Below are 25,949 nucleotides of genomic sequence, written 5' to 3'. Positions count from 1 at the left end.
GTTAACCGTGGGTTAACATGGATGCATGAGCTCCAGCACCATCCAGCCCGCCGAACTGGGCTTTTTCTCCACCCTGGCCGCCAGCCCCAGCCTGAGCGCGGCGGGGCGCGAAATGGGCGTGTCCACCGCCGCCGTGAGCAAGCACCTGGCGCAGATGGAGCGGCGCCTGGGCGTGGTGCTGGTGAACCGCTCCACGCGGCGCATGAGCCTCACGCCCGAGGGCGAACTGCTGCTGGAGCACGCGCGCCGCATCCTGCGCGAGATCGATGCGCTCGATGAACTCATCGTGCAGTCCCGGGCAACCCCCAAGGGCCTGCTGCGCGTGAACGCCACGCTGGGCTTTGGCCGCATGCACATCGCGCCGGCCATCTCCGACTTCGTGCGGCTGTACCCCGAGGTGGACGTGCAGCTGCAGCTGTCGGTGCACCCGCCGCCGATCACCGACGACGCCTACGACGTGTGCGTGCGTTTTGGCGAGCCGCCCGACGGCCGCGTGATCGCGCGGCGCATCGCGCCCAACCGGCGCGTGTTGTGCGCGGCCCCGGCGTACCTGGACCGCCACGGCAGGCCGCGCGTGCCGCGCGACCTGATGGAGCACCGGTGCATCGGCATCCGCCAGGGTGACGAGGCCTACGGCTTGTGGCGCCTGACCACCGGGCGCGGGAGCAAGGCGCACACCGAGTCGATCAAGATCACGGGCAACCTGACCACCAATGACGGCGAGATCGCCGTGCTGTGGGCGCTGCAGGGCCACGGCATCGTGATGCGGGCGGAGTGGGACGTGAACCGGCACCTGGCGCAGGGCCTGCTGGAGCCCGTGCTGCCGCAGTACCAGACGCCCGCGGCCGACGTCTATGCGGTCTATCCGCAGCGCCACCAGTTTTCCACGCGGGTGCAGACCTTCGTCACCTTCCTGGCGCAGGCGCTGGCGCGGTCGGGCGCGCTGGCGGGCGTGGCACCGGATGCGGGGCCGCAGGCGGGCAGGCGCACCGCGAAGGTTTCTTGATCTGGCGCGGGGCGCGGGGCGGGCCATGCGGTTAGGCTGTGGTCCATCGCGGCCCACGCCCACCGTGGCCGCGTCGCCCCCCCTCCAGCACATGACCACACCGTCCCGCCCACACCTTCATCCCGCCGCCTTGCTGGGCGGCACACTGGCCTTCGCCACGGCCTGTGCCGCCCCCTGGCCCGCGCGGGCGGCCGAGCCCTTGGCCGCCACCGACTGGGCGCTGTCGAAGGATGGCGCGGTGGTCCTGGACCTGCGCGCCCGGCTTGCCTGGCCGCGCTGCGCCGAGGGCATGCAATGGAGCCGCCAGACCGGCACCTGCACCGGCAAGCCACGGTTGCTGGACCGCGCCGAAGCCGCGGCGCTGGCCAGCGACCGCTGGAAGGCAGAGGGCGTGGCCTGGCGCCTGCCGCGTGCGCCGGAGCTGCAGCGGCTCATCGACCGCACGGCCAGTCCCCCGGGCCTGAACGCCGCGCTGTTTCCGGCGGCCCCCGCGCAGTGGCACTGGTCCGCCACGGCCAATGTGGTCGCGCAACGGGGCAACCCGTACAACTACAACACTGTCATGCAGGGGCGTTCCGGCGACGCGGCGGCCCAGATGGGGGCGATCAATGGCTGGGCGGTGAACCTGTCCACCGGCGAGGCGCGCGGCGACGTGGCCCGCGCCAGCAAGCTGCCGGTGCGGCTGGTGCGCCCGCTCGGCGAGGCCGAAGCGCCGCAGTAGCTGCCCTGGCCGCCCTGGCCGCTCGCACGGCCTTCAGGACGAGAGCCGCACCATCAGCAGCCCCGCGCACACCAGTGCGGCCGAAGCCATGCGCGCCGCGCCCAGGGGCTCCTTGAGCATCCAGGTGGAAATCAGCGCCACCAGCAGCACGCTGGTCTCGCGCAGGGCCGACACGGCGCCCATGGGCGCGCGCGCCAGGGCCCAGACGGCGATCCAGTAGGCGCCCATCTGCATCGTGCCGGCCGCGGCGCAGCGCCAGAGCATGGGCGGGTCGACCCGGAAGGCGCGGGGCCCTTTCCACCACAGAACGATGAGCGCCGTGGCGATGCCGTCGCCCAGCGTGAGCACCACCGCGAAGCCGATGGCCGACCCCGCCTGACGTGCCCCCAGCGCATCCACCACCGTGTAGGCGGCGATCAGCACCCCGGTCAGCAGCGCATACCCCACGGCCCGGCGCTGCGTGCCGCCACCCCGCACGAGCGCCAGCGACAACACGCCCGCGCACAGGCAGGCAACGCCCCACAGCGCCCCGGCCCCTGGCCATTCCCCCGCGAACATGGCCGCCCCCGCCACCACCAGCAGCGGCGCCGAGCCCCGGGCGATGGGGTAGACCTGCCCCATGTCGCCGTGGTTGTAGGCAATGGGCAAGGCGAAGTGGTAGGCCGTGTGCACCGCAACGGACAGCGCGAGCAGCGGCCAGCTGGCCGCGGCCGGCAGGTTGACCCATGGCAGCGCCAGCAGGGACAGACCGCTGCCCATGAGCGTGGTGATCGCCATGGCGGTGATGCGGTTGCCGCCCAGCTTGATGGCGCTGTTCCAGCCCGCGTTGAGCGCGGCCGACAGCAGCACGATGAGGAAGACGTCGTTGGTGAGCATGGCGATGGGGTTCCGGGGGCTGAGTGAGTGCGCGCAGGGGCCAGTTTTTTGATGAGCGAATGATGTTTTTCAGCCAGACATCTGTAAAGTTGAATTCAATGACTATTGAATTCAGGATTCCTGATGCGAAACCTCAACCTGGACCAGGTCCAGACCCTTGTTGCCATCGCCGACCTGGGCACGCTGGCCGCCGCGGCCCAGGCCCTGCACCTGGCGCCACCGACGGTCAGCCTGCACATCAGTGAACTGGAGTCGCGGCTGGGCGCCGCGCTGGTGGTGCGCGGCCGGCGCCAGGCCAGCCTGACGCCGGCTGGCGAGGCGCTCGTGGCCGGGGGGCGCCGCCTGCTGGCCGGGGCCGACGAGGTGGTGGAGCAGGTGCGCCGGCGCGCGCAGGGGCTGGAAGGCCTGGTGCGCCTTGCCACCACGGCGGGCGTGAGCGCGGGCTTGCTGCCCCGCCTGCTGGAGCGGCTGGCCCGTCAAAGCCCGGGCGTGGATGTGAAGCTGGATGTGCTCAGCTCCGCCGAGGCCATGGCCCGGCTCGGCGCGGGCACGCTGGATCTGGCCATCGTCGCGATGCCGCAGGCCGCCGGCGGCGACGTGCAGGTGCGCCCCTGGCGCACGGACCCCATGGTGGCGCTGATTCCGCCCGCATGGGATGCGCCGGCACAGGCCACGCCACAGTGGCTGGCCGGCCAGCGCTGGATGTCCTTCGGACCGGCCACGCAGATGTACCGGCTCATCGCCGGCTGGTTCGCGCAGGCCGGCCTGAACCCCCGCCCCCGCATGGAGCTGAACCACCCGCTGGCACTGCGCAGCCTGGTGGGCGCCGGCCATGGCGTGGCGGTGCTGCCGCTGGAGCAGCCCGGGGTGGCGGGCGGCGATGTGGAGCAGGACAACGCGGGCCTGCAGGTGCGCCCGCTGAGCCCGCCGCTGTGGCGGGAGCTGGGGCTGGCGCGGCGGGCGTCGCAGGTGCACGACACGGCCATCCTGGCGGTGTGGGCGGCACTGGAGTCCCTGGCCGTGCCGTGACGGGCACTGGCTGCGCGCTACCGCGTCTTGCCGCCTCCCTCATTCCCGGCCCCTGGTCCGTCCAGGCAGGGGCAGGGCAAGGCAAGGCAATGGGCCCCCGAAAGAGGCTTACAGCAGCCGGACCTCGAAGTACGCGCCGTCTCCTTCCCCCAGGTCGCGAAACCCCGCCTGCCGCGCGGCGACGCTGGCTTTGCCCCATTGCTTGATCAAGGCGAGGTCACCGGCCGACACGATCTCGGGCGGCGATTCTTCCAGGCTGGACATGGTGTCCAGGGCCGCGGCGACCTGCGCGGGGCCGCCGAGCTGTTTTTCGAGCTCCCTGGCATAGCGTGCCTCGGCGGCCATGCGCTCCCGGGGTGGCAGCTCTTCAGGGTAGTCGCGCAGGGCGACCGCGTAAGTGGATTCAAGAACTTCCATGGCGCTTCTCCGTAAATGATTGACTGTATGAATATACAGTTTTATCGGGCGCGCTGCATGCGGGTTGGTCCGGGGCGGGTGCCGGGGGCGCTGTCCCCGGAGGGGCAGGGAAAGGTCAGATCCGCTTGCAGAAGAACGTGGTGCCGCAGAACGCGCCGTCCGGCATCAGCGCATAGTCGGGCACCACGCCCACGCGCTGCCAGCCGGCGCGCTCGTACAGGCGCTCGGCGTCGCCGCCGGTCACGGTGTCGAGCACGAGCACGGTCTTGCCCTCGGCGCGCGCTGCGTCGTCCACGGCGGCCATGAGCTGCTGGGCGATGCCCCGGCGGCGGGCCTGGCGGTGCACCAGCATCTTGGCCACGTCGGCGCGGTGGGGCTGGTTGTCGGGCATGGCGGTGACGAGCTGCACGGTCCCCACGATGTGGCCTCCCGGGGCCTCGGCCACCAGCAGCACGCGTTCGTTGCGGGCCACGCCGTCGGCCACGCCGCTCCAGAACGCGAGGGCCTTGTCGCGCGGCAGCGGCCACATGAAGCTCACCGACGCCCCACCTTGCACGCAGTCGATCAGCACGTCGGCCAGCGCCGGCACGCTCGCGGCCGCCTCGCGGGCGCCCAGGCGCCGGATGGTGACGGCGGGCGAAGGGGCCCGTATGTCGGTGGTCATGGTTTTCTCCTCGGGGTGGGGGATGCGAAGCGGGCAGGCGGCAGGCCCAGCGTGGTGAGCGCCACCAGGTAGCGCGCGGGCCGCGTGCCCGGGTTGTGGAACACGATGGGCTGGTTGAGCTGCATGGCCAGGCAGTCCCCCGCGCCCAGCGCCCAGGTGGTGGTGCCCACGGTCAGGTCCATGCGGCCTTCCACCAGCCAGACCTGCTGGTGGATGTCGGCATCGTGCACGGCCGAGTCGAGGGCGACGCGCTGGCCGGGCGGAAACTCCACCTCCACCAGCTGCAGCGGCGAGGGCGCGGGCGGCGACAGCCGGCGGCGCACATAGCCCGAGGCCGGGTCCTGCCAGCGGGGCTGGTCGGCGGCCCGGATCAGGGGCGAGGGCAGGGCCTCGCGCTCGCCATCGGTGCCGTCCTCGAAGAAGGAGGCGAGTGCCACGCTCAGCCCGACGGCCAGTTTGTCCAGCACGGCGGCCGTGGGGCTGCTCTGGCCGCGTTCGATCAGCGAGATGTTGGAGCGGCTCACGCCGCTGCGCTCGGCCAGCGTGTCCAGTGAGTAGCCCCGGGTGTCGCGCAGCTCGCGCAACCGGCGGGCGATGCGGTGGTTGATGTCCATGGCGGCAGTTTAATGGAAATTTATTCCATAAAACTGGAAGTTGGTGGCGGCAAGCTCACGGACGGGAGCGTGTCGCGGGATGGGGATGCGGCAGATGGGAGACTTTTTGCTTCTGTTTTAATAGCTGAAAGCGTAAATCTAGAAAGCGCTGCCGCCATTTTTTATCGAATTGATACACCCACGTGACCTTGGCGGCCCGCGCCAGCCGCGCTGATACTGTGTGTACTTTGCATTTCGATCTGCCAGAACAACCGCCGGAGACATTCAGACCATGACGCTGCCTTTTCACACGCTCGACCCCGACCTGTTTGCCCGTGCCCAGCCACTGCTGGATGAAGAGTGGCTGGCGCGCGACGCCGACCTCGCGCCCGCGCTGCCCACGGTGCTCGCACGCAACGTGGGGCAGGACTGGCACAAGGCGGGCACCTTCCGCCACCATCTGGTGGGCGTGGCGCGCTCGCTCACCGTGTGGCGGCAGCCGCGCGATGTGCGCCTTCTGGGGCTGCTGCACAGCGTGTATGGCAATGCCTTCGTGGACCTGGTGAAGTTCGACCCCGCCCGGGAGCGTGCGCGCGTGCGCGAGATCGCGGGCGAATCGGCCGAGCACCTGGTCTACCTGTTCTGCACGCAGTCGCGCACGCAGTTCGTGCAGCGCGTGCTGGCCGGGCAGCTGGAGCCCGATGGCAGCCTGGCGCTGGAGAAGGACGGCGTGCGCCACGTGCTCACGCCCTACGAGGTGGCGGCGTTCATCATCGTGAGCATGGCCGACACCATCGAGCAGTGGTTCAGCTGGCAGGACGACATCTTTTCGCGCTTCCCCGCGGTGCAGCACCGTCCCCAGCCGGTGCACTGGGCCGCGTCGCTGTGGCCCGGGCCGATGCGGCCGAGCGGACGCATGGTCTCGCAGATCAACGGCCTGGGCCTGGCGCTGCAGCACCCGGGCCTCCAGGGCCTGCTGCCCACGCCGCCCGTGTTTGCCCATTGCACGCAGCCGCTGGCGGCGGCGGACGAGGCGGCGGCCGCCTCGCTGTACTGGTCGGTGATCCAGCAGGACCAGCCGCTGGTGGACCTGGATGTGGCCACCGGGGTGCTGGAAAGCGCGGTCCGTCACAACCCCTGGGTGGGCGAGCCACAGATGGTGCTGGCGCAGCTGTATCTGTCGGCGGGCCGCAGGCAGGACGCCAGGGCGGCGGCGGACAGCGCGCTGCAGCTGTTCAGCGCCTGGGGGAATTCGTGGGACAAGCGGGTGCAGTGGGACGCCTGGGTGGCCTGGACGCGCATTTTGCTTCAGGGCGCGACGGTGGAAGGCACCTGGCCCGAGCGACTGGACAAGCTCAACAACGTCGCGCTGCGAGGGTGATAAACGTTATTCATATTAATTGTAAGAACATAAAAACTTATTCGTTCCTGTTTTATCGGGGAAACCCTAGGATGCCTGCATCTCTTAACGAAAGGTGTCTTCCGTGAACAAGCGCTCGCTGCTGCAAACCACTCTCGCCCTGGCCCTCGCCGCCGGCTTTTCGACCGGCGCCCTGGCGCAGGACAAGCCCCTGAAGATCGGCGTGACGGGCGGTCCCCATGCGCAGATCTTCGAAGTGGTCAAGAAGGTCGCCGAGAAGGACGGCCTCAAGATCCAGGTCGTCGAGTTCAGCGACTACGTGCAGCCCAATGCCGCGCTGTCGGCCGGCGACCTCGATGCCAACAGCTACCAGCACAAGCCCTACCTGGATGCCCAGGTCAAGGACCGTGGCTACAAGCTGGTGCCCGTGGGCTATACCGTCAATTTCCCGATCGGCCTGTATTCCAGGAAGGTCAAGAAGCTCGAAGACCTGAAGGAAGGCGCCAAGTTCGGCATTCCCAACGACCCCACGAACGGCGGCCGCGTGCTGCTGGTGCTGCAGGACAAGGGCCTGATCAAGCTGCGTGACGGCGCCGACCTGAAGGCCACGCCGCTGGACGTGGTGAGCAACCCCAAGAAGCTCAAGTTCGTGGAACTCGATGCCGCCCAACTGCCCCGCTCGCTGGATGACCTGGACGCCTCGGCCATCAACACCAACTTCGCGCTGTCGGCCGGCCTGAACCCGGGCAAGGACGCCATCGCGCAGGAAAACGCCAAGAGCCCCTACGTCAACCTGATCGCCGTGCGCGAAGCCGACAAGGACAAGCCCTGGGTGGCCAAGCTCGTGAAGGCCTACCACTCGGAAGAAGTGCGCAAGTTCATCCAGACCGAGTTCAAGGGTTCGGTGCTGCCAGGCTTCTGATGCTTCCAGCTGCCGGTGCCTGAACGGGCCTCGGGACGGCTTGTCCGCGGGCGTGCCGCACCCTGCGCGGCGCCATGGTGCCGCCCGGCCACCTGCTGCCGGTGCTGATCATCGGATCGTTGCATGGCACATTTCGACAGTATCGTCGTCGGCCTCGGGGCCGTGGGCTGCGCCACGCTGTACCAGCTGGCGCGGCGCGGGGCCAGGGTGCTCGGGCTGGACCAGTTCCAGCCGCCGCACAGCCTGGGCTCCTCGCACGGCCAGACCCGCATCACCCGGCTGGCGGTGGGCGAGGGCGACGAATACGTGCCCCTGGTGCGCCGCTCGCACGAGATCTGGCGCGAACTGGAGGCCGCGACCGGCCAGCCCATCTACACCCGCACCCACGGCCTGGTGCTCGGGCCGCGCGATGGCGCGCCGCTGCACCAGGGACGCCGCCTGGACTTCGTGCACAACACCATCGAGATCGCGCGCCGCCATGGCATAGACCACGAGGTGCTGGACCATGCCGACCTGCGCCGGCGCTACCCGCAGTTCCAGCTCAACGACCACGAATTCGCCTACTGGGAGCGCGACGCCGGCTTCGTGCGGCCCGAGGCCGCCATCAGCGCCCAGTTGCAACAGGCCCAGGTGCATGGCGCCGCGGTGCAGACAGGGGTGCGCGTGACCGGCCTCGCGCGCGAAGGCGGGCACCTGCGGGTGGACACCACGCAGGGCCGCTACAGCGCCGGGCAGGTGGTGCTGGCCGCGGGCCCCTGGCTCCCGGGCCTGCTGGGCCAGGAGCTGCGCCATGCCTGGGCACCCCGGCTGGCGGTGTACCGCCAGGTGATGTTCTGGTTCGACGTGGGGGCCGCCAGGCCCTCGTTCGAGCCCGGGGTGTTTCCGGTCTTCATCTGGACCTTTCGCGACGGACCGGACGACTCGATCTATGGGTTCCCGATCGCGGATGCGGGCGCGCCGGCCTTCAAGGTGGCCACCGCGCAGTACCTGGAGACCACCACCCCGGACACCGTGGACCGCACCGTGGCCGATGCCGAGAAGCACAGCATGCTGCAGCGCCACGTGCTGCCGCGCTTTGATGCCCCGGCCGCCCGCTGCACTGACGCCCGCGCCTGCCTGTACACCGTGACTCCCGACCACGGCTTCGTCGTCGACCGGCTGCCCGGCTGGCCAGGCGTGCACGTGGCCTCCGCCTGCTCGGGCCATGGCTTCAAGCACTCGGCCGCCGTGGGGGAGGCCCTGGCGCAGCAGGTGCTGGACCTGCCGGAGCGCCTGGATCTGCGGCCCTTTGGCCATGCCCTGCACGGGCTGGCAGCCACAGGGTTTGCCTGAACAAACTCAAGGATGTTTTGGTTTTATAGAAACCAAATTTTATTCTTTTGGGTTTTATGAGAAGGGTTCTAGAGTGAACACATTGTTCACGGCAGCCCCGCCCATGAGGGCTGCGAAACCCTAGCCTCAAGGACCCCTGCCATGCTTTCATCCGCCATCCAGGACACCCAGGACGCTGTGCTCGCACACGAATTGGAATCTGCCCGCTCGGTCGCACTGGCGTCCGGCCTGCCCTATGCGGGCGGCGTTGCGCCCACCGTGGCGTGGAAACTCGTCCTGGCCGGCGATGCCGTGCTGGTGGACGTGCGCTCGGCCGAAGAGCTGAAGTTCGTCGGCCAGGTGCCGGACAGCCTGCACGTGCCCTGGGCCACGGGCACCGCCCTGCAGCGCAACCCGCGCTTCGTGCGCGAGCTGGAGGCCCGCCTGGCCAGCCACGGCGGCAAGGAGGCCACGGCGCTGCTGCTGTGCCGCAGCGGCAAGCGCTCGGCCCTGGCGGCCGAGGCGGCGGCCAAGGCCGGCTTCACCCGCGTCTTCAACGTGCTCGAAGGCTTCGAGGGCGAGATCGATGGCCACAAGCAGCGCGGCCATGCCGATGGCTGGCGCTTTCACAACCTTCCCTGGATCCAGGACTAGCCCCGGGGCACGGCCCGCCTCCACGACTGAACCACAGCTTCCCTTTCCCCATGGCCGTCTTCAACATCGAACCCATCGTGCAGTCCCTGCACGCCGTGCGCCGCGACTGGCGCAGTCTGCAAAAGCGCTCCCAGGAGCCGGGCGGGCGCGAGTTCCCATCGCGCGACGCGCTGGCCGATATCGTCGACAAGCTCAAGGGCGTGCTGTTTCCCATGCGCCTGGGCCCACCCGACCTGCGCCAGGAGAGCGAGGACTTCTACGTCGGCCACACGCTGGACGCCGCCTTGCATGCGCTGCTGGCGCAGATCCGGCTGGAGTTGCGTTATGTGCTGCGCCACCAGCCGGTGGAAGAGCAGAACATCGAAAAGCGCGCCGTGCAGACGGCCCGCAGCTTCGCCACCTCGCTGCCCGAGATCCGCAGCCTGCTCGACAGCGACGTGCTGGCCGCCTACCACGGCGATCCGGCCGCGCGCAGCGTGGACGAGGTGCTGCTGTGCTACCCCGGCATCCTGGCCATGATCCACCACCGCCTGGCGCACACGCTGTACCAGCTGGAGCTGCCGCTGCTGGCGCGCATCGTGGCCGAGCAGGCCCATGCGCAGACCGGCATCGACATCCACCCCGGCGCGCAGATCGGCGCGGGCTTTTTCATCGACCACGGCACGGGCGTCGTGATCGGCGAGACCGCGGTGATCGGCGAGCGCGTGCGTGTCTACCAGGCCGTCACGCTGGGCGCCAAGCGCTTTCCCACGGACGAGGATGGGCACTTGCAGAAGGGCCAGCCACGCCACCCGGTGGTGGAAGACGACGTGGTCATCTACGCCGGCGCCACGGTGCTCGGCCGGGTGACGCTGGGGCGCGGCGCCACCATCGGCGGCAATGTCTGGATCACGCACGACGTGCCCGCGGGCGGCAACGTGACCCAGGCCCTGTCGCGCCACAACGGGCACCACGACGGCGACGAACCCAGGGTGGGCGTGGCATGAGTGAGGTGCTGGTGCGCAGTTTCGGCACGGCCGTGCGGCGCCTGCGCGAGGCGCGCGGCTGGTCGCAGGAGCAACTGGCCGAGCATGCCGACCTGAACCGCTCCTATGTGGGCGAGATCGAGCGGGGCCGCGCCATTGCCTCGCTGGTCACCATCGACAAGCTCTCCCAGGCCTTCGGCGTGCGCAGCGCCACGCTGCTCGGGCACTGCGACGCATTGAGCGATGCGAATGCGCTCAATGGCACGCGATTGGCGGCTATAGCATGTTGAAGCACTGAGGCCTCCGTCGGAAACTGGCTGGGAGTTTTTCTCTCATCCCACCTTTTCTGATACGGAGCCTCACATGACGGCAACAGTGGGCGGCACGACCGCCCTGGGCGACAACGCAGCACGGCAACTTGCCAACGCGACCAAGACCACCGCACAACTCTCGACCATCTCGCCGCGCTGGCTCACGCACCTGCTGCAGTGGGTGCCGGTGGAGGCAGGCATCTACCGCCTCAACCAGGTCAAGAACCCCGAGCTGATCAAGGTCACCTGCACGGCCCGCGAGGAAGAGAACCAGTTGCCGCGCACCTTCGTGGACTACGAAGAGAACCCGCGCGAGTTCTTCCTGAACGCCGTGAGCACCGTGCTCGATGTGCACACCCGCATCTCCGACCTGTACAGCAGCCCGCACGACCAGATCAAGGAACAGCTGCGCCTGACGATCGAGACGATCAAGGAAAACCAGGAGAGCGAGCTCATCAACAACCCCGACTACGGCCTGCTGGCCCAGGTGACGGAAGAGCAGCGCGTGTTTCCGCTCACCGGCGCGCCCACGCCGGACGACCTGGACGAGCTGCTCACCAAGGTCTGGAAGGAGCCCGCCTTCTTCCTGGCCCACCCGCTGGCGATTGCCGCCTTCGGCCGCGAAGCCACGCGCCGTGGCACGCCGCCGCCCACGGTGAGCCTGTTCGGCTCGCAGTTCATCACCTGGCGCGGCATTCCGCTGATCCCTTCGGACAAGGTGCCCGTGGCCGACGGCAAAAGCAAGATCCTGCTGCTGCGCGTGGGCGACAAGCGCCAGGGCGTGGTCGGCCTGTTCCAGCCCGGCCTGCCGGGCGAGCAGAGCCCCGGCCTGTCGGTGCGCTTCATGGGCATCAACAACCATGCCATCGCGTCCTACCTGATCTCGCTGTACTGCTCGCTGGCCATGCTCACGCCCGATGCGCTGGCCGTGCTGGACGACGTGGAGATCAACAAGTACCACGACTACCCCGACACCTACAAGTAAAGCGGCCGCGTGGTGACCACTCCATCCTCCCTTCCTGCCAGCGTGCCCGCCACGCTGCAGCCGCCGATCGACCCGGCGCTGCTGGCCGGGCTGGCGACGGCCCTGTTCGCGGCCCGGCCTGGCGAAGAGCCACGCTTTGCCGGGCCGGCCGCAGGCCGGCCCTCCACGCCACCGGGCTCGCTGCCTGGTGCGGGGCAGGGCACGCCCTGGCCGCCTGGCGTGCAGGCGCCCGTCAACATCGCACCGGCCGGCTCGCCGCTGGTCAGCCCGGCGGGCTTTGGCCCCGGCGTGCCCGGCACCCCCATCCCGCAAGGGCTGGTGCCGGGTGCCAACCTGGTGCCGGCCTCGCCCACGCCGCTGGCCTCGCTGGCGCACCGTGCGCCGGCCCTGCTGCCTCATGCGGTGGCTGGCAACGGCGTACCCGACTCGGTGATCAGCACCTTGCCGGCCTACGAGCCGCGCTTTGGCAGCGGCGTGCTGGGGGTGCCCGAGGCGGCGCAGCCTTCCGCACCACCCGTCCCATCGACAGCATCGCCGTACTACTTTCTCGGTGAGCGCCATGGCCACCCGCTGGCGGCCGACCGCGCACCGCAGGTGGCACCGCCCGACGGGCATGGCGCCGTTCCCGGCGGGCTCGATGCCCTGGCGCGCCTGCCTTTTGCCGCACCCGAAGTGCCGCGCGTGGGCTCGCCCACGGCCGGCACCGGCGTGCCCAGCACGGTGCCATCGGCCGAGCCGCGTTTCTACTTCGCCGACGCCGTGGTGCTGCCCGGCGGCTACACCACGCCCGGCCGTGCTCCGGCTGCCGGCAGCGTCCCGCAGGCCGACCGCAGCGCCCACCCCGCGTTCGACGTGCATGCGGTGCGCCGCGACTTCCCGGTGCTGCAGGAGCGCGTGAATGGCCGCCAGCTCGTCTGGTTCGACAATGCGGCCACCGCGCACAAGCCGCAGTCGGTCATCGACCGCATCAGCCACTTCTACGCGCACGAGAACTCCAACATCCACCGTGCGGCGCATGAACTGGCCGCCCGTGCCACGGACGCCTACGAGGGCGCACGCCAGCGCGTGCAGCGCTTCATCAATGCGCCCGACGTGAACGAGGTGATCTTCGTGCGCGGCACCACCGAGGCCATCAACCTGGTGGCCAGGAGCTGGGGCGCGCAGCATGTGGGCGAGGGCGACGAGATCATCGTCAGCCACCTTGAGCACCATGCCAACATCGTGCCCTGGCAGCAGCTGGCCGCCGCCAAGGGAGCGCGCCTGCGCGTGATCCCGGTGGACGACTCGGGCCAGGTGCTGCTCGACGAATACCAGAAGCTGCTCAACGACCGCACCAGGATCGTCGCCGTCACCCAGGTCTCCAATGCCCTGGGCACCGTGGTGCCGGTCAAGGAGATCGTGGCCCTGGCCAGGCGGGCGGGCGCCACGACCCTGGTCGACGGCGCGCAGTCGGTCTCGCACATGCGGGTGGACGTGCAGGACCTGGGGGCCGACTTCTTCGTGTTCTCGGGCCACAAGGTCTTCGGACCCACTGGCATCGGCGTGGTCTGGGGCAAGCGTGCGGTGCTCGAAGACATGCCGCCCTGGCAAGGCGGCGGCAACATGATTGCCGACGTGACCTTCGAGAAGACGGTGTTCCAGCCCATCCCGAACAAGTTCGAGGCCGGCACCGGCAACATCGCCGACGCCGTGGGCCTGGGCGCCGCCATCGACTACGTGAACCGGGTGGGCATCGAGAACATTGCGCGCTACGAGCACGAACTGCTGGTCTACGGCATGCGCCACCTGGGTGCGATCCGCGGCGTGCGGCTCATCGGCACGGCCGACGACAAGGCCAGCGTGATGTCCTTCGTGCTCGCGGGCTACACCACGGAAGAGGTGGGCAAGGCGCTCAACGAGGAGGGCATCGCCGTGCGCACCGGCCACCACTGTGCCCAGCCCATCCTGCGCCGCTTCGGCGTGGAGACCACGGTGCGGCCTTCGCTGGCGTTCTACAACACCTTCGACGAGATCGACCGCCTGGTGGCCGTGGTGCAGCGCCTGGCCGGGCAGCGGCGCGCGGGCTAGCGGCCGACCGGGCGGGCCTTCATGGCGGCGCAATACGCTATACAAAATGCAGCAATTGCGCCGGGCCCGCCGCCCTGCGTTTTCGCGGGGCTGTGGCTATCATGGCAAGCGCTGTGTACAGCATGGCCCGGTACGTTCCGGTCGATGCCATGCGGTGCTTTTTTTCTCCGTTGTCGTCCATTCACAAGGAGTTTTCATGAGCAATGTCCAGATCGCCGTCATCGTCGGCAGCCTCCGCAAGGATTCCTTCAATCGCCAGCTGGCCACCGCCATCGCGCGGCTGGCACCGGCGGATTTCCAGTTCACGCAGTTGCGCATTGACGACCTGCCTTTGTACAACCAGGACGACGATGGCCAGCAGGCCGCGCCAGTGTTGCGCCTCAAGCGCGAGATCCAGGCCGCGCAGGGCGTGCTTTTCGTGACGGCGGAGTACAACCGGTCCATCCCCGGCGTGCTCAAGAACGCCATCGACCATGCGTCGCGGCCCTATGGCCAAAGTGCATGGGCGGGCAAGCCCGCGGGCGTGATCGGCGCGTCGGTGGGGGCCATCGGCACGGCCCTGTCGCAGCAGCACCTGCGCAACGTGCTGGCCTACCTTGACATGCCCACCCTGGGCCAGCCCGAAGCATTCATCCATGCCAAGGATGGTCTTTTCGATGCCGATGGCAACGTGGGCGAAGGCAGCAGGAAGTTCCTGCAAGGCTGGGTGGACAAATACGTGGCCTGGGTGAAGGCGCACGCGGCCTGAGCGGCCGCGCCATCTGCACCTTTGGCGTCAGCGCGCGCAGGGGCGCAGATGCCGCTCGAAGAAGCTCAGAGGGTCTGCGATCACGGCTGCCCTGATGCGGGGGGCCGCCGGCGGCAGCAGTTGCGGTGCAGCCGGCTGGCGGCGGTCCACCCCGGCTGCGGATGCCGCTCAGGCTGCCTGTGCCACCCGGGCCTGGTTGGCCGCGACGGTGGTGTGGGCCTGCAGGTCACGGTCGGCATTGGCCAGGGCCGCTGCCTTGGCGTCCGGGCCCATGCCCACGCCTTCGGCGCGCACGAAGCGCACGTCGGTGATGCCGAAGAAACCGAACACGACCTTCAGGTAGCTTTCCTGGTGCTCCAGGGCCTGGCCGCCTTCGCTGGTGGAATACACGCCGCCGCGGCTGGACGCCACGATCACCGTCTTGCCCCCGGCCAGGCCCACGGGGCCCTTGTCGGTGTACTTGAAGGTGCGGCCCGTCTGCGCGATGCGGTCGATCCAGGCCTTGAGCTGGCTGGGTATCGAGAAGTTGTACAGCGGAGCGCCGACCACGATCACGTCGGCGGCCAGGAACTGGCTCACCAGCGCTTCGGACACGGCGTTTTCCTGGCGCTGGAGTTCCGTCGCCGCGGCCTGGCCGGTGCGAAAGCCCAGGGAGTCGGATGACAGGTGCGAAGGAGCCTGGGCGGCGAGGTCGAGGTACTGCACGCTGGTGCCGGGGTGGCTGGCCTGCCATGCGCCCACGATGCGGGCGGTGAGTTCGCGGGAGACGGATTGTTCGCCGGTGATGGCGGAATCGATGTGAAGCAGTTGCATGAGAGAACTCCTTGGGGGTGTGTCAGCGGTGGGACCACGGCGTGTGGCCATGGGATGAATTGTGGGGATGCATCAAAATGTTGATAAGGTAGTGAACTTGCGATAGATTGTTCTATCCATAGAACGATCAGGGCGTCTGATGCGCCTTGCCTTACCGTGGGATCTCCATGCCGGTGATCGCTGGGCGCGGGCACAGGCCTTGTGGTCCCGGCTTTCGCGGGCACGTCAACGTGCACAACACGCTCACAACACGCTCTCACCATGCAAGACCTCAACGACATGCTGTATTTCGCCGAAGTGGTGGAGCGGGGCGGCTTCGCCGCCGCCGGGCGGGCGCTGGGGATCCCCAAGTCGCGCCTCTCTCGGCGCGTGTCGGATCTGGAAACGCAGCTGGGCGTGCGGCTGTTGCAGCGCACCACGCGCAAGCTCTCGCTCACCGAGGTGGGAGAAGCCTATCTGCGCCATTGCCAGGCCATGCGGGAATCCGCCCAGGCGGCTGCCGACACCGTGGCCCAGGTGCAGACGGCACCGCGGGGCACCATCCGCGTGAGCTGTCCGGTGACGCTGGCGCAGACCGTGCTGGCCGAGCTGATGCCGCAGTTTCTTTCCACCTACCCCGAGGTGCGGGTGGAGATGCTGGTGAGCAACCGCGCCGTGAACCTGGTGGAGGAAGGCATCGACGTGGCGCTGCGCGTGCGGCCCTCGGTGGAGGACAGCGGCAGCATGGTCGTCAAGCGCCTTGACCATGCAACCCAGATCCTGGTGGCCAGCCCGGACCTGCTGATCCGCCAGGGCACCCCCGAGACACTGGAGGACCTGGGGCGGCTCGACAGCATCGCCATGTCGGCGCCCGATGGCCGGTCCACCTGGAACCTCATCGGGCCCGGCGGTGTGCACCAGGTGGTGCACCACGCCCCCCGCTACGTGGCCGATGACCTGCTGACCCTCAAGATCGCGGCGATGGCGGGCACCGGCATCTGCTGGATGCCGGACTACATGTGCTCCGAGGAAATACGGGCGCGCCGGCTGGTGCGGGTGCTGCCGGACTGGGCTCCCCTGCCCGCCATCGTGCATGCGGTGTTTCCATCGCGCCGGGGCCTGTCCCCGGCGGTGCGGCGTTTTCTGGACTACCTGGGCGAGGCCATGCCCGGACGCAGCAGCCTGAGCACCCGCCAGGCCCTGATGGGGGTGGACGGGGCGGATATCTGAGCCGTGGCTGCGGCGCGGCGCGCCCGGCGTGCGGCATCGCCGGCCGTGGAAAAGACGGTGCCCCACCCGTGCCGCGCCTGTGCCCCGCCTTTTGGCGCCACAATGCAACGAATTGCAACTGTGCGGGCAACCCCTGTGTGTACCGTACCGGGGCGGCCCGGTGATTCTTCGTGACCGCTCCACACCCCATCGATCAAGATATCCGGCAAGCCCGCGTGCACCCTGCGGTGCGGGCCATCGTGGTCCCGCCGTGCCCCGAGTCGCTGCTGCGCCTGCAGCAGATCGTGGTCGCGCCCGAGCTGGACTCTGCCGCCCTGGAGCAACTGGCCTCCTCGGACGTGGCCCTGGCCGCGGCCGTGATGCGGCTGGCCAACAGCCCGCTGTATGGCCTGGCCCAGCCGGTTCAGACCGTGGGCATGGCGCTCACGGTGCTGGGCCTGCAGCCGGCGGTGGAGCTGCTGTCGGCCTTCATCACGCGCAATGCCCTGCAGGTGCGGTCTCCGCTGCTGGAGCATTTCTGGGAAAGCTCGCAGCGCCGCGCCATCGCGTGCGAGCACATCGGCCACCAGCTCTACAGCTTTGACCCGGGCCTGGGCTACAGCTTCGGGCTGTTCTGCCATGTGGGCATGCCCGTGCTGGTGAAGGCCGTGCGGGGTTATGCCGGCACCGTGACCGAGGCCCTGGCCCGCAAGGACCGCACCTTCACCCAGACCGAAAACGCCAGCCACCGCACCGACCACGCGGTGATGGGCGCCATCGTGGCCCGCACCTGGCACCTGCCGGGGGATGTGGCGCAGGCCATCTGGCTGCACCACGACTTTGCGTGCCTGGGCGATGAGCGCTTCAACCCCACGGTGCGGTACCTCGTGGCGCTGGGCCTGCTGGCCGAGTACCTGGTGAACCACCACGACAGCCTGGCCCCCACGCGCGAATGGCTGCAGCATGGCCAGGCCTGCATGCAGCATCTGCATGTGACGCAGGATGAGCTGGACCACTGGATCGACGCGCTGCACCCGGCTTTCGAGGCCGTGCGGTTCTGAGCCTGGACACTCCCTGCGCTGGAGGTTCCGCGGCTAGCGTTGTTCAGCCTCGATCAGGTCCGCAATGCGCGCATGTCCCCGTTGCCGGGCTTGCTGCGCCGCGTTCAGGCCTTCGCGGTCCACCAGGGTTCGGTTGGCGCCCAGGGCCAGGAGTTTCTGGACGGCGGTGGCCTGGCCGTGGATGGCCGCGAGCATTAGTGCCGTCCGGCCAGCGCTGTCGCGGGCGTCGATGGGCGCGCCCTGGCGAACGAGGCTTTCCACCTGGAGGGGGTCGCCTGTACGGGCGGCTTCCCACAACTGCTGCGACAACAAGACGCTGGAACCCGCATCGGCGCTGGGTGCGGTGGCAGCAAGTTTGCCGTTCGCAGCGTTGCCCCCTTGTAGGCTGCGGGCCGCAGCAGCGGCGGCAGGTGCCGCAGCGGATGGCATGGCCTGGGGCTGTGGCACCACTTCCCTCGAAGCGGCACCATCTTGCGCCGCGGAGCGCTCGCGCATTTCAGCGCGGGGGGCTGGCGCAGCGGAGGGCGCGGGGGGCGGTGCGGGACGGGGCGTGATGGCCTTCTCGGCCGTCATGGGCGGCGATGCGGGAAAGCCTGAAACGGCCCCGGCTGCGTTGTGGCCCGGTGAGGACTCGGCCTCGGGGGCCGCGATTGCGGGGGCCGGTGCCGGTACAGTCTTGGCCAGTGGCCTGGCCTGGCCTGGCGCCGCAGAGGCTGGTTTTTGTGCCGTGGACCTGGCCGGTGGGATCGCCGTGTCGCGGGCACGGTCTGGCAAACCCGCAGCGGCCGATGGCGCCGCTGAGCTTGTTTCTGCCGCTGGGGCCGTGGAAGGTGCAGGTGCGGGAGCTGGCAATGCGGCGGGGGCTGGCGCTTCGGCCCGGCGCTGGCCATAGGCGACTTCTTTTTCTTCGGGCGTCCCGCGCTCGAATTGCAGCATCAGCAAGCCAGTCAGCCCCACCACGGCCACGGTGGCCAGGGCCGAGATCTTCCAGCGCGACTGGTTGGCGGCGGCACGGGTGGGTGGGGCTGCCGTGGGTGATGGGGCCGTGGCGGCTGCTGCCGCCAGCATCTGCGCATGCGCGCGCACAGCATCGCGCACCTGCGCGCCGGGGCGGGCATCTTCCTGCGCGCTGGCTTCGCGGTATCGCCGGACCAGTTCGTCGTCTGGCGCGCTCATGCTGCAAACTCCTTGAGGTGCTGGCGAAGGCTGGCCCGCGCATAACGCAGGCGGCTCTTGGCGGTTTCAAAATTCACGCCCGTGGCCTGTGCAATCTCCTGCACGCTGAGGTCACCTTCGGCCTGCAGCAGAAAGGCCTCCCGCTGTTCGAGGGGCAGTTGCTCCACGGCGGCGATCAGCGCCGCCGCCTGCTCGCGGGACTGCAACTGCCGTACCGGCCCGAAGCCGGAGTCGGCCACCAGCGTGTCCGCCAGGCTGCGCGCGTCATCGTCGTCGCTCGCGTCCAGGCTGGCGTGGTGCTTGGCGGTGCGCAGGTGGTCGACCAGCCGGTTGTGCGCCAGGGTGAACAGCCAGGTGCGGAATTTCGCCTTCACCTCGTAGCTGCCGGCATGGCGCGCCACGGCAAACCAGACATCCTGCAGCAGGTCGTCGGCCACGGCCTGGACCTTGACGCTGCGAAACACGAACCGCCACACCGCCAGTTCGTGCCGGCCATACAGCGCGTCGAATGCGCCCATGTCTCCCCCGGCATAACGCAGCATGAGCATCTCGTCGGTTTCGTCCGTGGGGGCGGGGGAGGGGGCGGTCGGCACCCGCGCATTATGCGAGGCCCTCATGCACCGGCGGGCCTCTGCAGAGCGGAAGCCCTCAAGGCCTACCTCGGGTCGGGCACATACGACAGGTTGTCCGACTGCGGAAATGCGCGGGGCACATGCGGCCGGGCCAGTGGCTCGCGGATCACGCCGCTGGCGACCAGGTTTTCGCGGCTGTCATACCGGATGCTGATCACTTCATTGGGCTGGTCCTGCAGGCGCGTGAAGGTGGTGTGCGAGACGACCGAGGTCTCGCGCTGGCCATGGGCCGTTCCCAGCTTGGGAGACGGCATGGGCGCCGCCTTGGCCACACTGTCCGCAGCCATCGACCGTGCGGAAGACTCGGCTTCCGAGGAGGGGGCGGGTGCCGCAGCCGCGGGTGCTGCCGATGGCGAGGGCAGATGGGGGACAGGCTCCTCGCGCAGGCGTCCCAGGCTGTTGCCGTTGCCGCCGCTGTTGTCGCGGCGCTGGCTCTGGCTGTAGGGCTCGGGGGTGACGGCGGGCGAGGGCACGGGCGCCTGTTCGCGGAACAGCGCGACACCGATCACGCCCACGTGGGCCGGGCGGCCCGTGCGGCTGGCGTAGGAGTTGGCAATGCTGGAGAACTCGAAGGCCGCGACCTGGCTGTCGCTCTTGCGCCAGCCGGTGATCTGGTAGCGCTCGTAGGGCGAAAACACATAGCCGCGCTGGTCCCAGGCGGCGGTTTCACCGCTGAGCACATTGACGCCATCCACCGAGGGCACGGCCAGCACCCGTTCACCCGAGCGGTTGCGCACCGTGATGGCGTAGCGCGCGCCAGGGCGGCCAGCCACCCAGTATTCGCCCTTGGCGTAGTGCACCGGCAGCGTGGTGCCCGTGTCGCGGTCCACGATGGTGACATCGGCCAGGCGGCCAATGGCCTGGGCCGGCAGGCTGGCCACTGCCAGCAAGGCGGCCAGCGCGGTGAGTGCGGGAAGGGTGAATGAACCGGGTGTCATGGCAGCTCCATCAAAGTGTTGTTGGTGCTGGGTGAAACGAACGGGGCGGGGGAATGGGGTTGAAGAACAGAAAAATAATGGGAAATATTTTTCTATTACCTCCGGATTCGGCGCTGCCGCGGGATTGAGGGTCGATACCTGCCGTGCCACCGGATAAACCGCCGCCAGAGCCGCTTAGGCGATCGCCCTCAGAGCCTTGCCGCCCGTTAGCATGGCGACATGCTGTCTGCCAAACCCTACCTCCAGAGCGCCTGCATCCGCCCAGATGCGGAGATCGACTACGACACCTACCCGTACAGCATCCCCGCCATCCGCGAGTTGGGCAGGCTGGAGTTTCACCCGGACGTGACGTTCTTCGTGGGCGAAAACGGCTCTGGAAAATCGACGCTGCTGGAGGGCATCGCCCTGGCCCTGGGCTACAGCCCCGAGGGTGGCACCCGCAATTTCCAGTTAGCCACGGCCGGTTCGGAATCGTCCCTGCATGAGGTGCTGCGGCTGGCGCGCAGCTACCGCTCACCGCGCGATGGCTACTTTCTGCGGGCCGAGAGCTTCTTCAACGTGGCCACCTACATGGACGAGGTGGGCTATCTGGACTCCTATGGCGGCAAATCGCTCCATGCCCGCTCGCATGGCGAAGCGTTCATGGCCCTGCTCACGCACAAATTCCAGGGCAAGGGGCTGTACCTACTGGACGAACCCGAATCCGCGCTGTCCCCCAATCGGCAACTCGCTGCGCTGTCGGCCATCCACCAGTTGGTAGAGGACAAGTCGCAGTTCATCATCGCTACGCACTCGCCCATCCTGCTGTCTTACCCGAACGCCAAGATCATCCAGTTCGACGGTGGCGGTTTGACCGAAGTCGCTTTCGAGGAGACCGAGCACTACGTGGTGACGCACGATTTCCTCAACAACTTCCCGGATCGGCTGAAACGCCTATTGGAAGGGTGACGGATTGCTCCGTTTATAGACGTTTTGGCGATTAAGTAAGAGCAATATATTCGTTTGGGTTTTAAAGGACCGATCGGAGAATGCTCCCTCAGACATTGAAGGAGCGTTCCACATGGCCACCTTGCGACTCGGCGACACCGCCCCCGACTTCACCCAGGAATCCACCGCCGGCACCATCCGTTTCCACGAATGGGCCGGTGATTCGTGGGTCGTGCTGTTCTCGCACCCCGCCGATTTCACGCCCGTCTGCACCACCGAACTGGGCAAAACGGCTGCCCTGGGCGGCGAATTTGCAAAGCGCAACGTCAAGCCCATCGCCGTGAGCGTGGACCCTGTCGATTCGCACAACCGCTGGGTGGGCGACATCAACGACACGCAGAACACCACCGTCAACTTCCCCATCCTGGCCGATGCGGACAAGAAGGTGGCAGACCTCTACGACATGATCCACCCCAACGCATCGACCACGGTCACGGTGCGCAGTGTGTTCATCATCGATCCCAAGAAGGTCATCCGCACCACCTTCACCTACCCCGCCAGCACGGGGCGCAATTTCGACGAGATCCTGCGCGTGATCGACTCGCTGCAACTCACCGACAGCCACAAGGTGGCCACTCCCGCCAATTGGAGGGACGGCGACGACGTGATCATCGTGCCCAGCCTGCAGGACCCGGCCGAGATCGCGCTGCGCTTTCCCAAGGGCTTCAAGGCGGTGCGCCCCTACCTGCGCATCACGCCCCAGCCCAACAAGTAAGCAGAAGAAGCAAGACACAACAGGGCAGGGCCGCGGCGCGAGGCTGTGGCGGGCCCTCTGATTTCCGTGAGCACCTCCACCTCCATCATCATCGTTCCCGGCTGGCGCGACTCCGGTCCCGGCCACTGGCAAAGCCTGTGGGCCGAGCGCATCCCGCACGCCCGCCGCGTGGTGCAGGACGACTGGATCACGCCCACGCGGTCTGCCTGGGTGGGCCAGCTTGAAAAGACCGTGCTCGCGGCGCCCGGCCCGGTGGTGATCGTGGCGCACAGCCTGGGCTGCATCGCCACGGCCCACATCGGCCCCGAAGCGGCTGCCCGCGTGTGCGGCGCGCTGCTGGTGGCCCCGGCCGACCCCGAGCGCCGGGCCGTGCTGAGCGACTTCGCGCCGGTGCCCTATGCCGCGCTGCCGTACCGCAGCATCGTGGTGGCCAGCAGCAACGATCCGTATTGCCCCATTCGCCTGGCGGGCGCCTATGCCCGTGCCTGGGGCAGCGAGTTCGTGCGCATGCAGAACGCCGGGCACATCAACATCGAGTCCGGCCATGGAGAGTGGCCCCTGGGCTGGGCGCTGCTGCAGTCGCTGGAGGGCGAACACGGCGCCCTGCCGCCATCCGCCGCCCATCCACACGCCACGTCGGCGGCATTCTGATTGCTATATTTTTAATAGCTTTCTGCGCTTGATCATCAAGCGCTGCGGGCCATTTTTTCTTGAAATCCGTCGCCAGGACGCTTGCCAGGCCCGCTGGCAATCACCGGCCGGCCCGCCATTGAAAATCTATATTCCAATAGCTGATTATTTAACAAGAATATATTCTTTTGAGTTTTAAGCACCGCTCCGCACAATGGAGCATCTCCAGTACTTTTCGGGCGAAGGCACCATGACCTCTTTGAAACTCAAGACCCTTCTGGCCACCGTGGCCCTGGCTGCCAGCGGCATGGCCGCTGCACAGAATTCGCTGCTCAACGTGTCGTACGACGTGGCCCGAGAGTTCTACAAGGACTACAACGCCGCCTTCGCTGCCCACTACAAGAAGACCACCGGCCAGGACGTGAAGATCGACCAGTCGCACGCCGGCTCCAGCGCCCAGGCGCGCGCCGTGAACGACGGCCTGGCGGCCGACGTGGTGACCATGAATACGACGACCGACGTGCAGTTCCTCGCCGACAGCGGCGTGGTCGCCAAGGACTGGGCCAAGAAATTCCCGCACGACGCATCGCCCACCACCTCGACCATGCTGTTCCTGGTGCGCAACGGCAACCCCAAGGGCATCAAGGACTGGGAAGACCTGATCAAGCCCGGCGTGCAGGTGATCGTGGTGAACCCCAAGACCGGCGGCAACGGCCGCTATGCCTACCTGGCCGCCTGGGGCGCCGTGCGCGAAAAGGGCGGCACCGAGGCGCAGGCCGCCGAATTCGTGGGCAAGCTCTACAAGAACGTGCCCATCCTGGCCAAGGGTGGCCGCGATGCCACCGCCACCTTCCTGCAGCGCAACCAGGGCGACGTGCTGATCACCTTCGAATCCGAAGTGGTCTCCATCGACCGCGAATTCGGCGCCGGCAAGGTCGATGCGATCTACCCGTCGGTGAGCGTAGTGGCCGAGAACCCCGTGGCCGTGGTGGAGCGCACCGTGGCCAAGAAGGGCACCGCCCAGCTGGCCAAGGCGTACCTGGACTACCTGTACTCCGAGGAAGCCCAGGAAATCGCCGCCAAGCACGCGATCCGCCCGCGTTCTGAAACGGTGCTCAAGAAGTACGCCGATACCTTCAAGCCGCTCAAGCAGTTCACGGTGGCCAAGTACTTCGGTTCGCTGACCGAAGCGCAGAAGGTGCACTTCAACGACGGCGGCCAGTTCGACAAACTCTACACGCCCGGCGCCAAGTAGTAGTGGACAACCCCCTGAGCCGCTGTGCGGCTTCCCCCTTCTCTCGGCTATCGCCGGGAAGGGGGACGACCCCAGCGCCGCGGGGCGGCCCTTGCGCGGCGTCTGCTGGCTTGGGTCGCGCCGGTTCCTACCGACGATGCGCAATGGATAACAACATATGAACGGTAAAAAAAGCGCACCAAGAAGCGCTAGGAGGGTATTGCCCGGCTTTGGGCTGACCCTGGGCTACACGCTTTTCTATCTGAGCATCATCGTGCTGATCCCGCTGTCGGCATTGATCTTCAAGACCTTCACGCTCACCTGGGAGCAGTTCTGGGCGGCCATCAGCGCGCCGCGCGTGATGGCCTCGTACCGGCTGACCTTTGGGGCCTCGTTCCTCGCGGCGCTGGTCAACCTGGTGTTCGGCCTGCTGATTGCCTGGGTGCTGGTGCGCTACAAGTTTCCGGGCAAGAAGATCGTCGATGCACTGGTGGACCTGCCGTTCGCCCTGCCCACGGCGGTGGCCGGCATCTCGCTGACCGCCTTGCTGGCCGGCAACGGCTGGGTCGGCAGCATCCTGGAACCCCTGGGCATTCAGCTCGCGTTCAAGCCCGCGGGCATCGTGATCGCGCTCATCTTCATCGGCCTGCCGTTCGTGGTGCGCACCGTGCAGCCCGTGCTGGAAGACGCCGAAAAGGAGCTGGAAGAAGCCGCCACCTGCCTGGGCGCCACGCGGCTTCAAACCTTCACCAAGGTCATCTTGCCTTCCATCACTCCAGCGCTGCTCACCGGCTTTGCCATGGCGTTCGCGCGGGCGGTGGGGGAGTACGGCTCGGTGATCTTCATCGCCGGCAACATGCCCATGGTGTCTGAAATCACGCCGCTGATCATCATCGGCAAGCTCGAGCAGTACGACTACGCCGGCGCCACCGCCGTGGCCGTGGTCATGCTGGTCATCTCGTTCATCCTGCTGCTCATCATCAACGCACTACAGGCCTGGCAGCGACGCCACGCGGGGGCTCCAGCATGAGCGGCAACAACTCCCGGACTATCCGCCGCGCACAGGCGGGCACGACTGAAGCGCCCTGGGTCCGCTACACGCTGATCACCGTCGCGCTGATCTTCATGCTGCTGTTCCTGGTGCTGCCGCTGGCCGCCGTGTTTGCCGAGGCGCTGCGCAAGGGCTTTGGCGCGTACCTGGAAGGCCTGCGTGAACCCGATGCCTGGTCGGCCATCAAGCTCACGCTGATCACTGCACTCATCGCCGTGCCGCTGAACCTCGTGTTTGGCGTGGCGGCCGCCTGGTGCATTGCCAAGTACGAGTTCAAGGGCAAGGCGTTCCTGACGACGCTGGTGGACCTGCCGTTTTCGGTATCGCCCGTGGTGGCGGGCCTGATCTACGTGCTGATGTTCGGCGCGCAGGGCTGGTTTGGCCCCTGGCTGCAGGCGCACGACATCAAGATCATCTTTGCCGTGCCGGGCATCGTGCTGGCCACGGTCTTTGTGACCTTCCCGTTCATCGCGCGTGAGCTGATCCCGCTGATGCAGGCGCAGGGCAACGACGAGGAGCAGGCCGCCATCGTGCTGGGCGCCACCGGCTGGCAGACCTTCTGGTACGTGACCCTGCCCAACATCAAGTGGGGCCTGCTGTACGGCGTGATCCTGTGCAATGCGCGGGCCATGGGCGAGTTCGGCGCGGTGTCGGTAGTGTCCGGCCACATCCGTGGGCAGACCAACACCATTCCGCTGCACGTCGAAATTCTCTACAACGAGTACCAGTCCGTGGCCGCGTTCGCCGCTGCATCGCTGCTGGCCTTGCTGGCCCTGGTCACGCTGGTCATCAAGACCATTGCCGAACACCGCAACGAGCAGGCCTTGAAAGCCGCCGCCGAGTTGCCCCCCGAGCGGCCCGCACCCGCGTCAGCCGCCCGCTGAAGGAAGAAGAC

29 protein-coding genes are annotated in these 25,949 nt (G+C 68.0%); 21 read left to right on the top strand and 8 right to left on the bottom strand.

Features of this window, described 5'->3' with window-relative positions:
* Nucleotides 1-25: 25 nt before the first annotated feature.
* Both AC07OD_RS07625 and AC07OD_RS07620 read left to right on the top strand, forming a co-directional pair.
* Entirely contained in the window at nucleotides 26-1,006 is a 981-nt protein-coding gene (locus AC07OD_RS07625) for a LysR family transcriptional regulator (RefSeq protein ID WP_494595925.1), read from the top strand.
* Nucleotides 1,007-1,097: 91 nt separating this feature from the next.
* The gene (locus AC07OD_RS07620; protein WP_494595923.1) at nucleotides 1,098-1,727 is read left to right on the top strand and encodes an Lcl C-terminal domain-containing protein; all 630 of its coding nucleotides are present in this window, start codon (nucleotides 1,098-1,100) and stop codon (nucleotides 1,725-1,727) included.
* A gap of 33 nt (nucleotides 1,728-1,760) precedes the next feature.
* On the opposite strand, the gene AC07OD_RS07615 is transcribed toward AC07OD_RS07620, so the two are convergent.
* Nucleotides 1,761-2,603, bottom strand: a complete 843-nt coding sequence (locus tag AC07OD_RS07615) for an EamA family transporter (protein ID WP_492253378.1) — start codon at nucleotides 2,601-2,603, stop codon at nucleotides 1,761-1,763.
* A gap of 123 nt (nucleotides 2,604-2,726) precedes the next feature.
* On the opposite strand from AC07OD_RS07615, the gene AC07OD_RS07610 reads away from it, so the two are divergent.
* A complete protein-coding gene (locus tag AC07OD_RS07610; RefSeq protein ID WP_218294682.1) occupies nucleotides 2,727-3,632 on the top strand; it encodes a LysR family transcriptional regulator in 906 nt (301 codons plus the stop codon).
* A 108-nt stretch (nucleotides 3,633-3,740) separates the two neighbouring features.
* Here AC07OD_RS07610 and AC07OD_RS07605 read toward each other — a convergent pair whose 3' ends face one another.
* From AC07OD_RS07605 to AC07OD_RS07595, 3 genes are all read right to left on the bottom strand, one after another.
* A complete protein-coding gene (locus tag AC07OD_RS07605) occupies nucleotides 3,741-4,049 on the bottom strand; it encodes a hypothetical protein (protein WP_218294683.1) in 309 nt (102 codons plus the stop codon).
* Between the two features lie 115 nt (nucleotides 4,050-4,164).
* Nucleotides 4,165-4,713 (bottom strand): GNAT family N-acetyltransferase, encoded by a 549-nt coding sequence (locus AC07OD_RS07600; RefSeq protein ID WP_218341047.1) that lies wholly within the window; start codon nucleotides 4,711-4,713, stop codon nucleotides 4,165-4,167.
* Nucleotides 4,710-5,327 carry a helix-turn-helix domain-containing protein gene (locus AC07OD_RS07595; RefSeq protein WP_494595920.1) on the bottom strand — a complete coding sequence of 206 codons (618 nt, stop codon included), beginning with the start codon at nucleotides 5,325-5,327 and terminating at the stop codon, nucleotides 4,710-4,712. Before AC07OD_RS07595 ends, AC07OD_RS07600 begins: the two co-directional genes overlap by 4 nt.
* 12 nt (nucleotides 5,328-5,339) lie before the next feature.
* Here AC07OD_RS07595 and AC07OD_RS07590 point away from each other — a divergent pair, with 12 nt between their 5' ends.
* The 10 genes from AC07OD_RS07590 to AC07OD_RS07545 all read left to right on the top strand — a co-directional run bounded on the left by AC07OD_RS07590 (nucleotide 5,340) and on the right by AC07OD_RS07545 (nucleotide 14,629).
* Nucleotides 5,340-5,513, top strand: coding sequence for a hypothetical protein (locus tag AC07OD_RS07590; protein WP_494595918.1), 174 nt, complete (start codon nucleotides 5,340-5,342; stop codon nucleotides 5,511-5,513).
* An 85-nt stretch (nucleotides 5,514-5,598) separates the two neighbouring features.
* Nucleotides 5,599-6,687 (top strand): DUF6817 domain-containing protein, encoded by a 1,089-nt coding sequence (locus AC07OD_RS07585; protein WP_218294686.1) that lies wholly within the window; start codon nucleotides 5,599-5,601, stop codon nucleotides 6,685-6,687.
* A 103-nt stretch (nucleotides 6,688-6,790) separates the two neighbouring features.
* On the top strand, nucleotides 6,791-7,588 hold the full coding sequence (locus AC07OD_RS07580) for a MetQ/NlpA family ABC transporter substrate-binding protein (RefSeq protein WP_494595916.1): 798 nt from the start codon (nucleotides 6,791-6,793) through the stop codon (nucleotides 7,586-7,588).
* A gap of 123 nt (nucleotides 7,589-7,711) precedes the next feature.
* A complete protein-coding gene (solA, locus tag AC07OD_RS07575; RefSeq protein WP_494595914.1) occupies nucleotides 7,712-8,920 on the top strand; it encodes an N-methyl-L-tryptophan oxidase in 1,209 nt (402 codons plus the stop codon).
* Nucleotides 8,921-9,061: 141 nt separating this feature from the next.
* Nucleotides 9,062-9,553, top strand: coding sequence for a rhodanese-like domain-containing protein (locus AC07OD_RS07570; protein ID WP_218294689.1), 492 nt, complete (start codon nucleotides 9,062-9,064; stop codon nucleotides 9,551-9,553).
* Between the two features lie 50 nt (nucleotides 9,554-9,603).
* The gene (gene epsC, locus AC07OD_RS07565; RefSeq protein ID WP_218294690.1) at nucleotides 9,604-10,539 is read left to right on the top strand and encodes a serine O-acetyltransferase EpsC; all 936 of its coding nucleotides are present in this window, start codon (nucleotides 9,604-9,606) and stop codon (nucleotides 10,537-10,539) included.
* A complete protein-coding gene (locus AC07OD_RS07560; RefSeq protein ID WP_218294691.1) occupies nucleotides 10,536-10,808 on the top strand; it encodes a helix-turn-helix domain-containing protein in 273 nt (90 codons plus the stop codon). Before epsC ends, AC07OD_RS07560 begins: the two co-directional genes overlap by 4 nt.
* Nucleotides 10,809-10,881: 73 nt before the next feature.
* Nucleotides 10,882-11,814 (top strand): family 2A encapsulin nanocompartment shell protein, encoded by a 933-nt coding sequence (locus AC07OD_RS07555; protein ID WP_494595910.1) that lies wholly within the window; start codon nucleotides 10,882-10,884, stop codon nucleotides 11,812-11,814.
* Between the two features lie 9 nt (nucleotides 11,815-11,823).
* The gene (locus AC07OD_RS07550; RefSeq protein ID WP_494595908.1) at nucleotides 11,824-13,881 is read left to right on the top strand and encodes a family 2A encapsulin nanocompartment cargo protein cysteine desulfurase; all 2,058 of its coding nucleotides are present in this window, start codon (nucleotides 11,824-11,826) and stop codon (nucleotides 13,879-13,881) included.
* A 196-nt stretch (nucleotides 13,882-14,077) separates the two neighbouring features.
* On the top strand, nucleotides 14,078-14,629 hold the full coding sequence (locus AC07OD_RS07545) for an NADPH-dependent FMN reductase (protein WP_218294693.1): 552 nt from the start codon (nucleotides 14,078-14,080) through the stop codon (nucleotides 14,627-14,629).
* Nucleotides 14,630-14,797: 168 nt separating this feature from the next.
* Here AC07OD_RS07545 and AC07OD_RS07540 read toward each other — a convergent pair whose 3' ends face one another.
* Nucleotides 14,798-15,442, bottom strand: a complete 645-nt coding sequence (locus tag AC07OD_RS07540) for an FMN-dependent NADH-azoreductase (protein ID WP_218294694.1) — start codon at nucleotides 15,440-15,442, stop codon at nucleotides 14,798-14,800.
* Between the two features lie 261 nt (nucleotides 15,443-15,703).
* Between AC07OD_RS07540 and AC07OD_RS07535 the strand changes: the two genes are divergently transcribed.
* Nucleotides 15,704-16,651 (top strand): LysR family transcriptional regulator, encoded by a 948-nt coding sequence (locus AC07OD_RS07535; protein WP_218294695.1) that lies wholly within the window; start codon nucleotides 15,704-15,706, stop codon nucleotides 16,649-16,651.
* 170 nt (nucleotides 16,652-16,821) lie between these two features.
* Nucleotides 16,822-17,691: an HDOD domain-containing protein gene (locus tag AC07OD_RS07530; protein ID WP_494595905.1), complete on the top strand. Its 870-nt coding sequence runs from the start codon at nucleotides 16,822-16,824 to the stop codon at nucleotides 17,689-17,691.
* Between the two features lie 33 nt (nucleotides 17,692-17,724).
* On the opposite strand, the gene AC07OD_RS07525 is transcribed toward AC07OD_RS07530, so the two are convergent.
* The 3 genes from AC07OD_RS07525 to AC07OD_RS07515 are packed head-to-tail and all read right to left on the bottom strand — an operon-like array spanning nucleotide 17,725 to nucleotide 20,437.
* Nucleotides 17,725-18,867, bottom strand: a complete 1,143-nt coding sequence (locus AC07OD_RS07525; protein ID WP_494595903.1) for an ankyrin repeat domain-containing protein — start codon at nucleotides 18,865-18,867, stop codon at nucleotides 17,725-17,727.
* Nucleotides 18,864-19,484: a sigma-70 family RNA polymerase sigma factor gene (locus AC07OD_RS07520; RefSeq protein WP_494595901.1), complete on the bottom strand. Its 621-nt coding sequence runs from the start codon at nucleotides 19,482-19,484 to the stop codon at nucleotides 18,864-18,866. The genes AC07OD_RS07525 and AC07OD_RS07520 overlap by 4 nt, the downstream gene beginning before the upstream one ends.
* A gap of 38 nt (nucleotides 19,485-19,522) precedes the next feature.
* Nucleotides 19,523-20,437, bottom strand: coding sequence for a hypothetical protein (locus AC07OD_RS07515; protein WP_494595899.1), 915 nt, complete (start codon nucleotides 20,435-20,437; stop codon nucleotides 19,523-19,525).
* A gap of 219 nt (nucleotides 20,438-20,656) precedes the next feature.
* Between AC07OD_RS07515 and AC07OD_RS07510 the strand changes: the two genes are divergently transcribed.
* The 6 genes from AC07OD_RS07510 (at nucleotide 20,657) to cysW (ending at nucleotide 25,938) form a co-directional block, all read left to right on the top strand.
* Nucleotides 20,657-21,385: an AAA family ATPase gene (locus tag AC07OD_RS07510; RefSeq protein ID WP_494595898.1), complete on the top strand. Its 729-nt coding sequence runs from the start codon at nucleotides 20,657-20,659 to the stop codon at nucleotides 21,383-21,385.
* A gap of 112 nt (nucleotides 21,386-21,497) precedes the next feature.
* Nucleotides 21,498-22,139, top strand: a complete 642-nt coding sequence (locus AC07OD_RS07505; RefSeq protein WP_218294700.1) for a peroxiredoxin — start codon at nucleotides 21,498-21,500, stop codon at nucleotides 22,137-22,139.
* Nucleotides 22,140-22,205: 66 nt separating this feature from the next.
* A complete protein-coding gene (locus tag AC07OD_RS07500) occupies nucleotides 22,206-22,790 on the top strand; it encodes an RBBP9/YdeN family alpha/beta hydrolase (protein WP_218294701.1) in 585 nt (194 codons plus the stop codon).
* A 229-nt stretch (nucleotides 22,791-23,019) separates the two neighbouring features.
* Nucleotides 23,020-24,024 (top strand): sulfate ABC transporter substrate-binding protein, encoded by a 1,005-nt coding sequence (locus AC07OD_RS07495; RefSeq protein WP_494595895.1) that lies wholly within the window; start codon nucleotides 23,020-23,022, stop codon nucleotides 24,022-24,024.
* 157 nt (nucleotides 24,025-24,181) lie between these two features.
* The gene (gene cysT, locus AC07OD_RS07490; RefSeq protein WP_218294703.1) at nucleotides 24,182-25,033 is read left to right on the top strand and encodes a sulfate ABC transporter permease subunit CysT; all 852 of its coding nucleotides are present in this window, start codon (nucleotides 24,182-24,184) and stop codon (nucleotides 25,031-25,033) included.
* Nucleotides 25,030-25,938, top strand: a complete 909-nt coding sequence (gene cysW / locus AC07OD_RS07485; RefSeq protein ID WP_494595893.1) for a sulfate ABC transporter permease subunit CysW — start codon at nucleotides 25,030-25,032, stop codon at nucleotides 25,936-25,938. The genes cysT and cysW overlap by 4 nt, the downstream gene beginning before the upstream one ends.
* Nucleotides 25,939-25,949 lie beyond the last annotated feature (11 nt).

It is taken from the genome of Acidovorax sp. GW821-FHT10E03 (genome assembly GCF_059415205.1).
The sequence above is the reverse complement of the archived record's forward strand: the minus strand, read 5'-3'. Positions and strand labels throughout refer to the sequence as shown.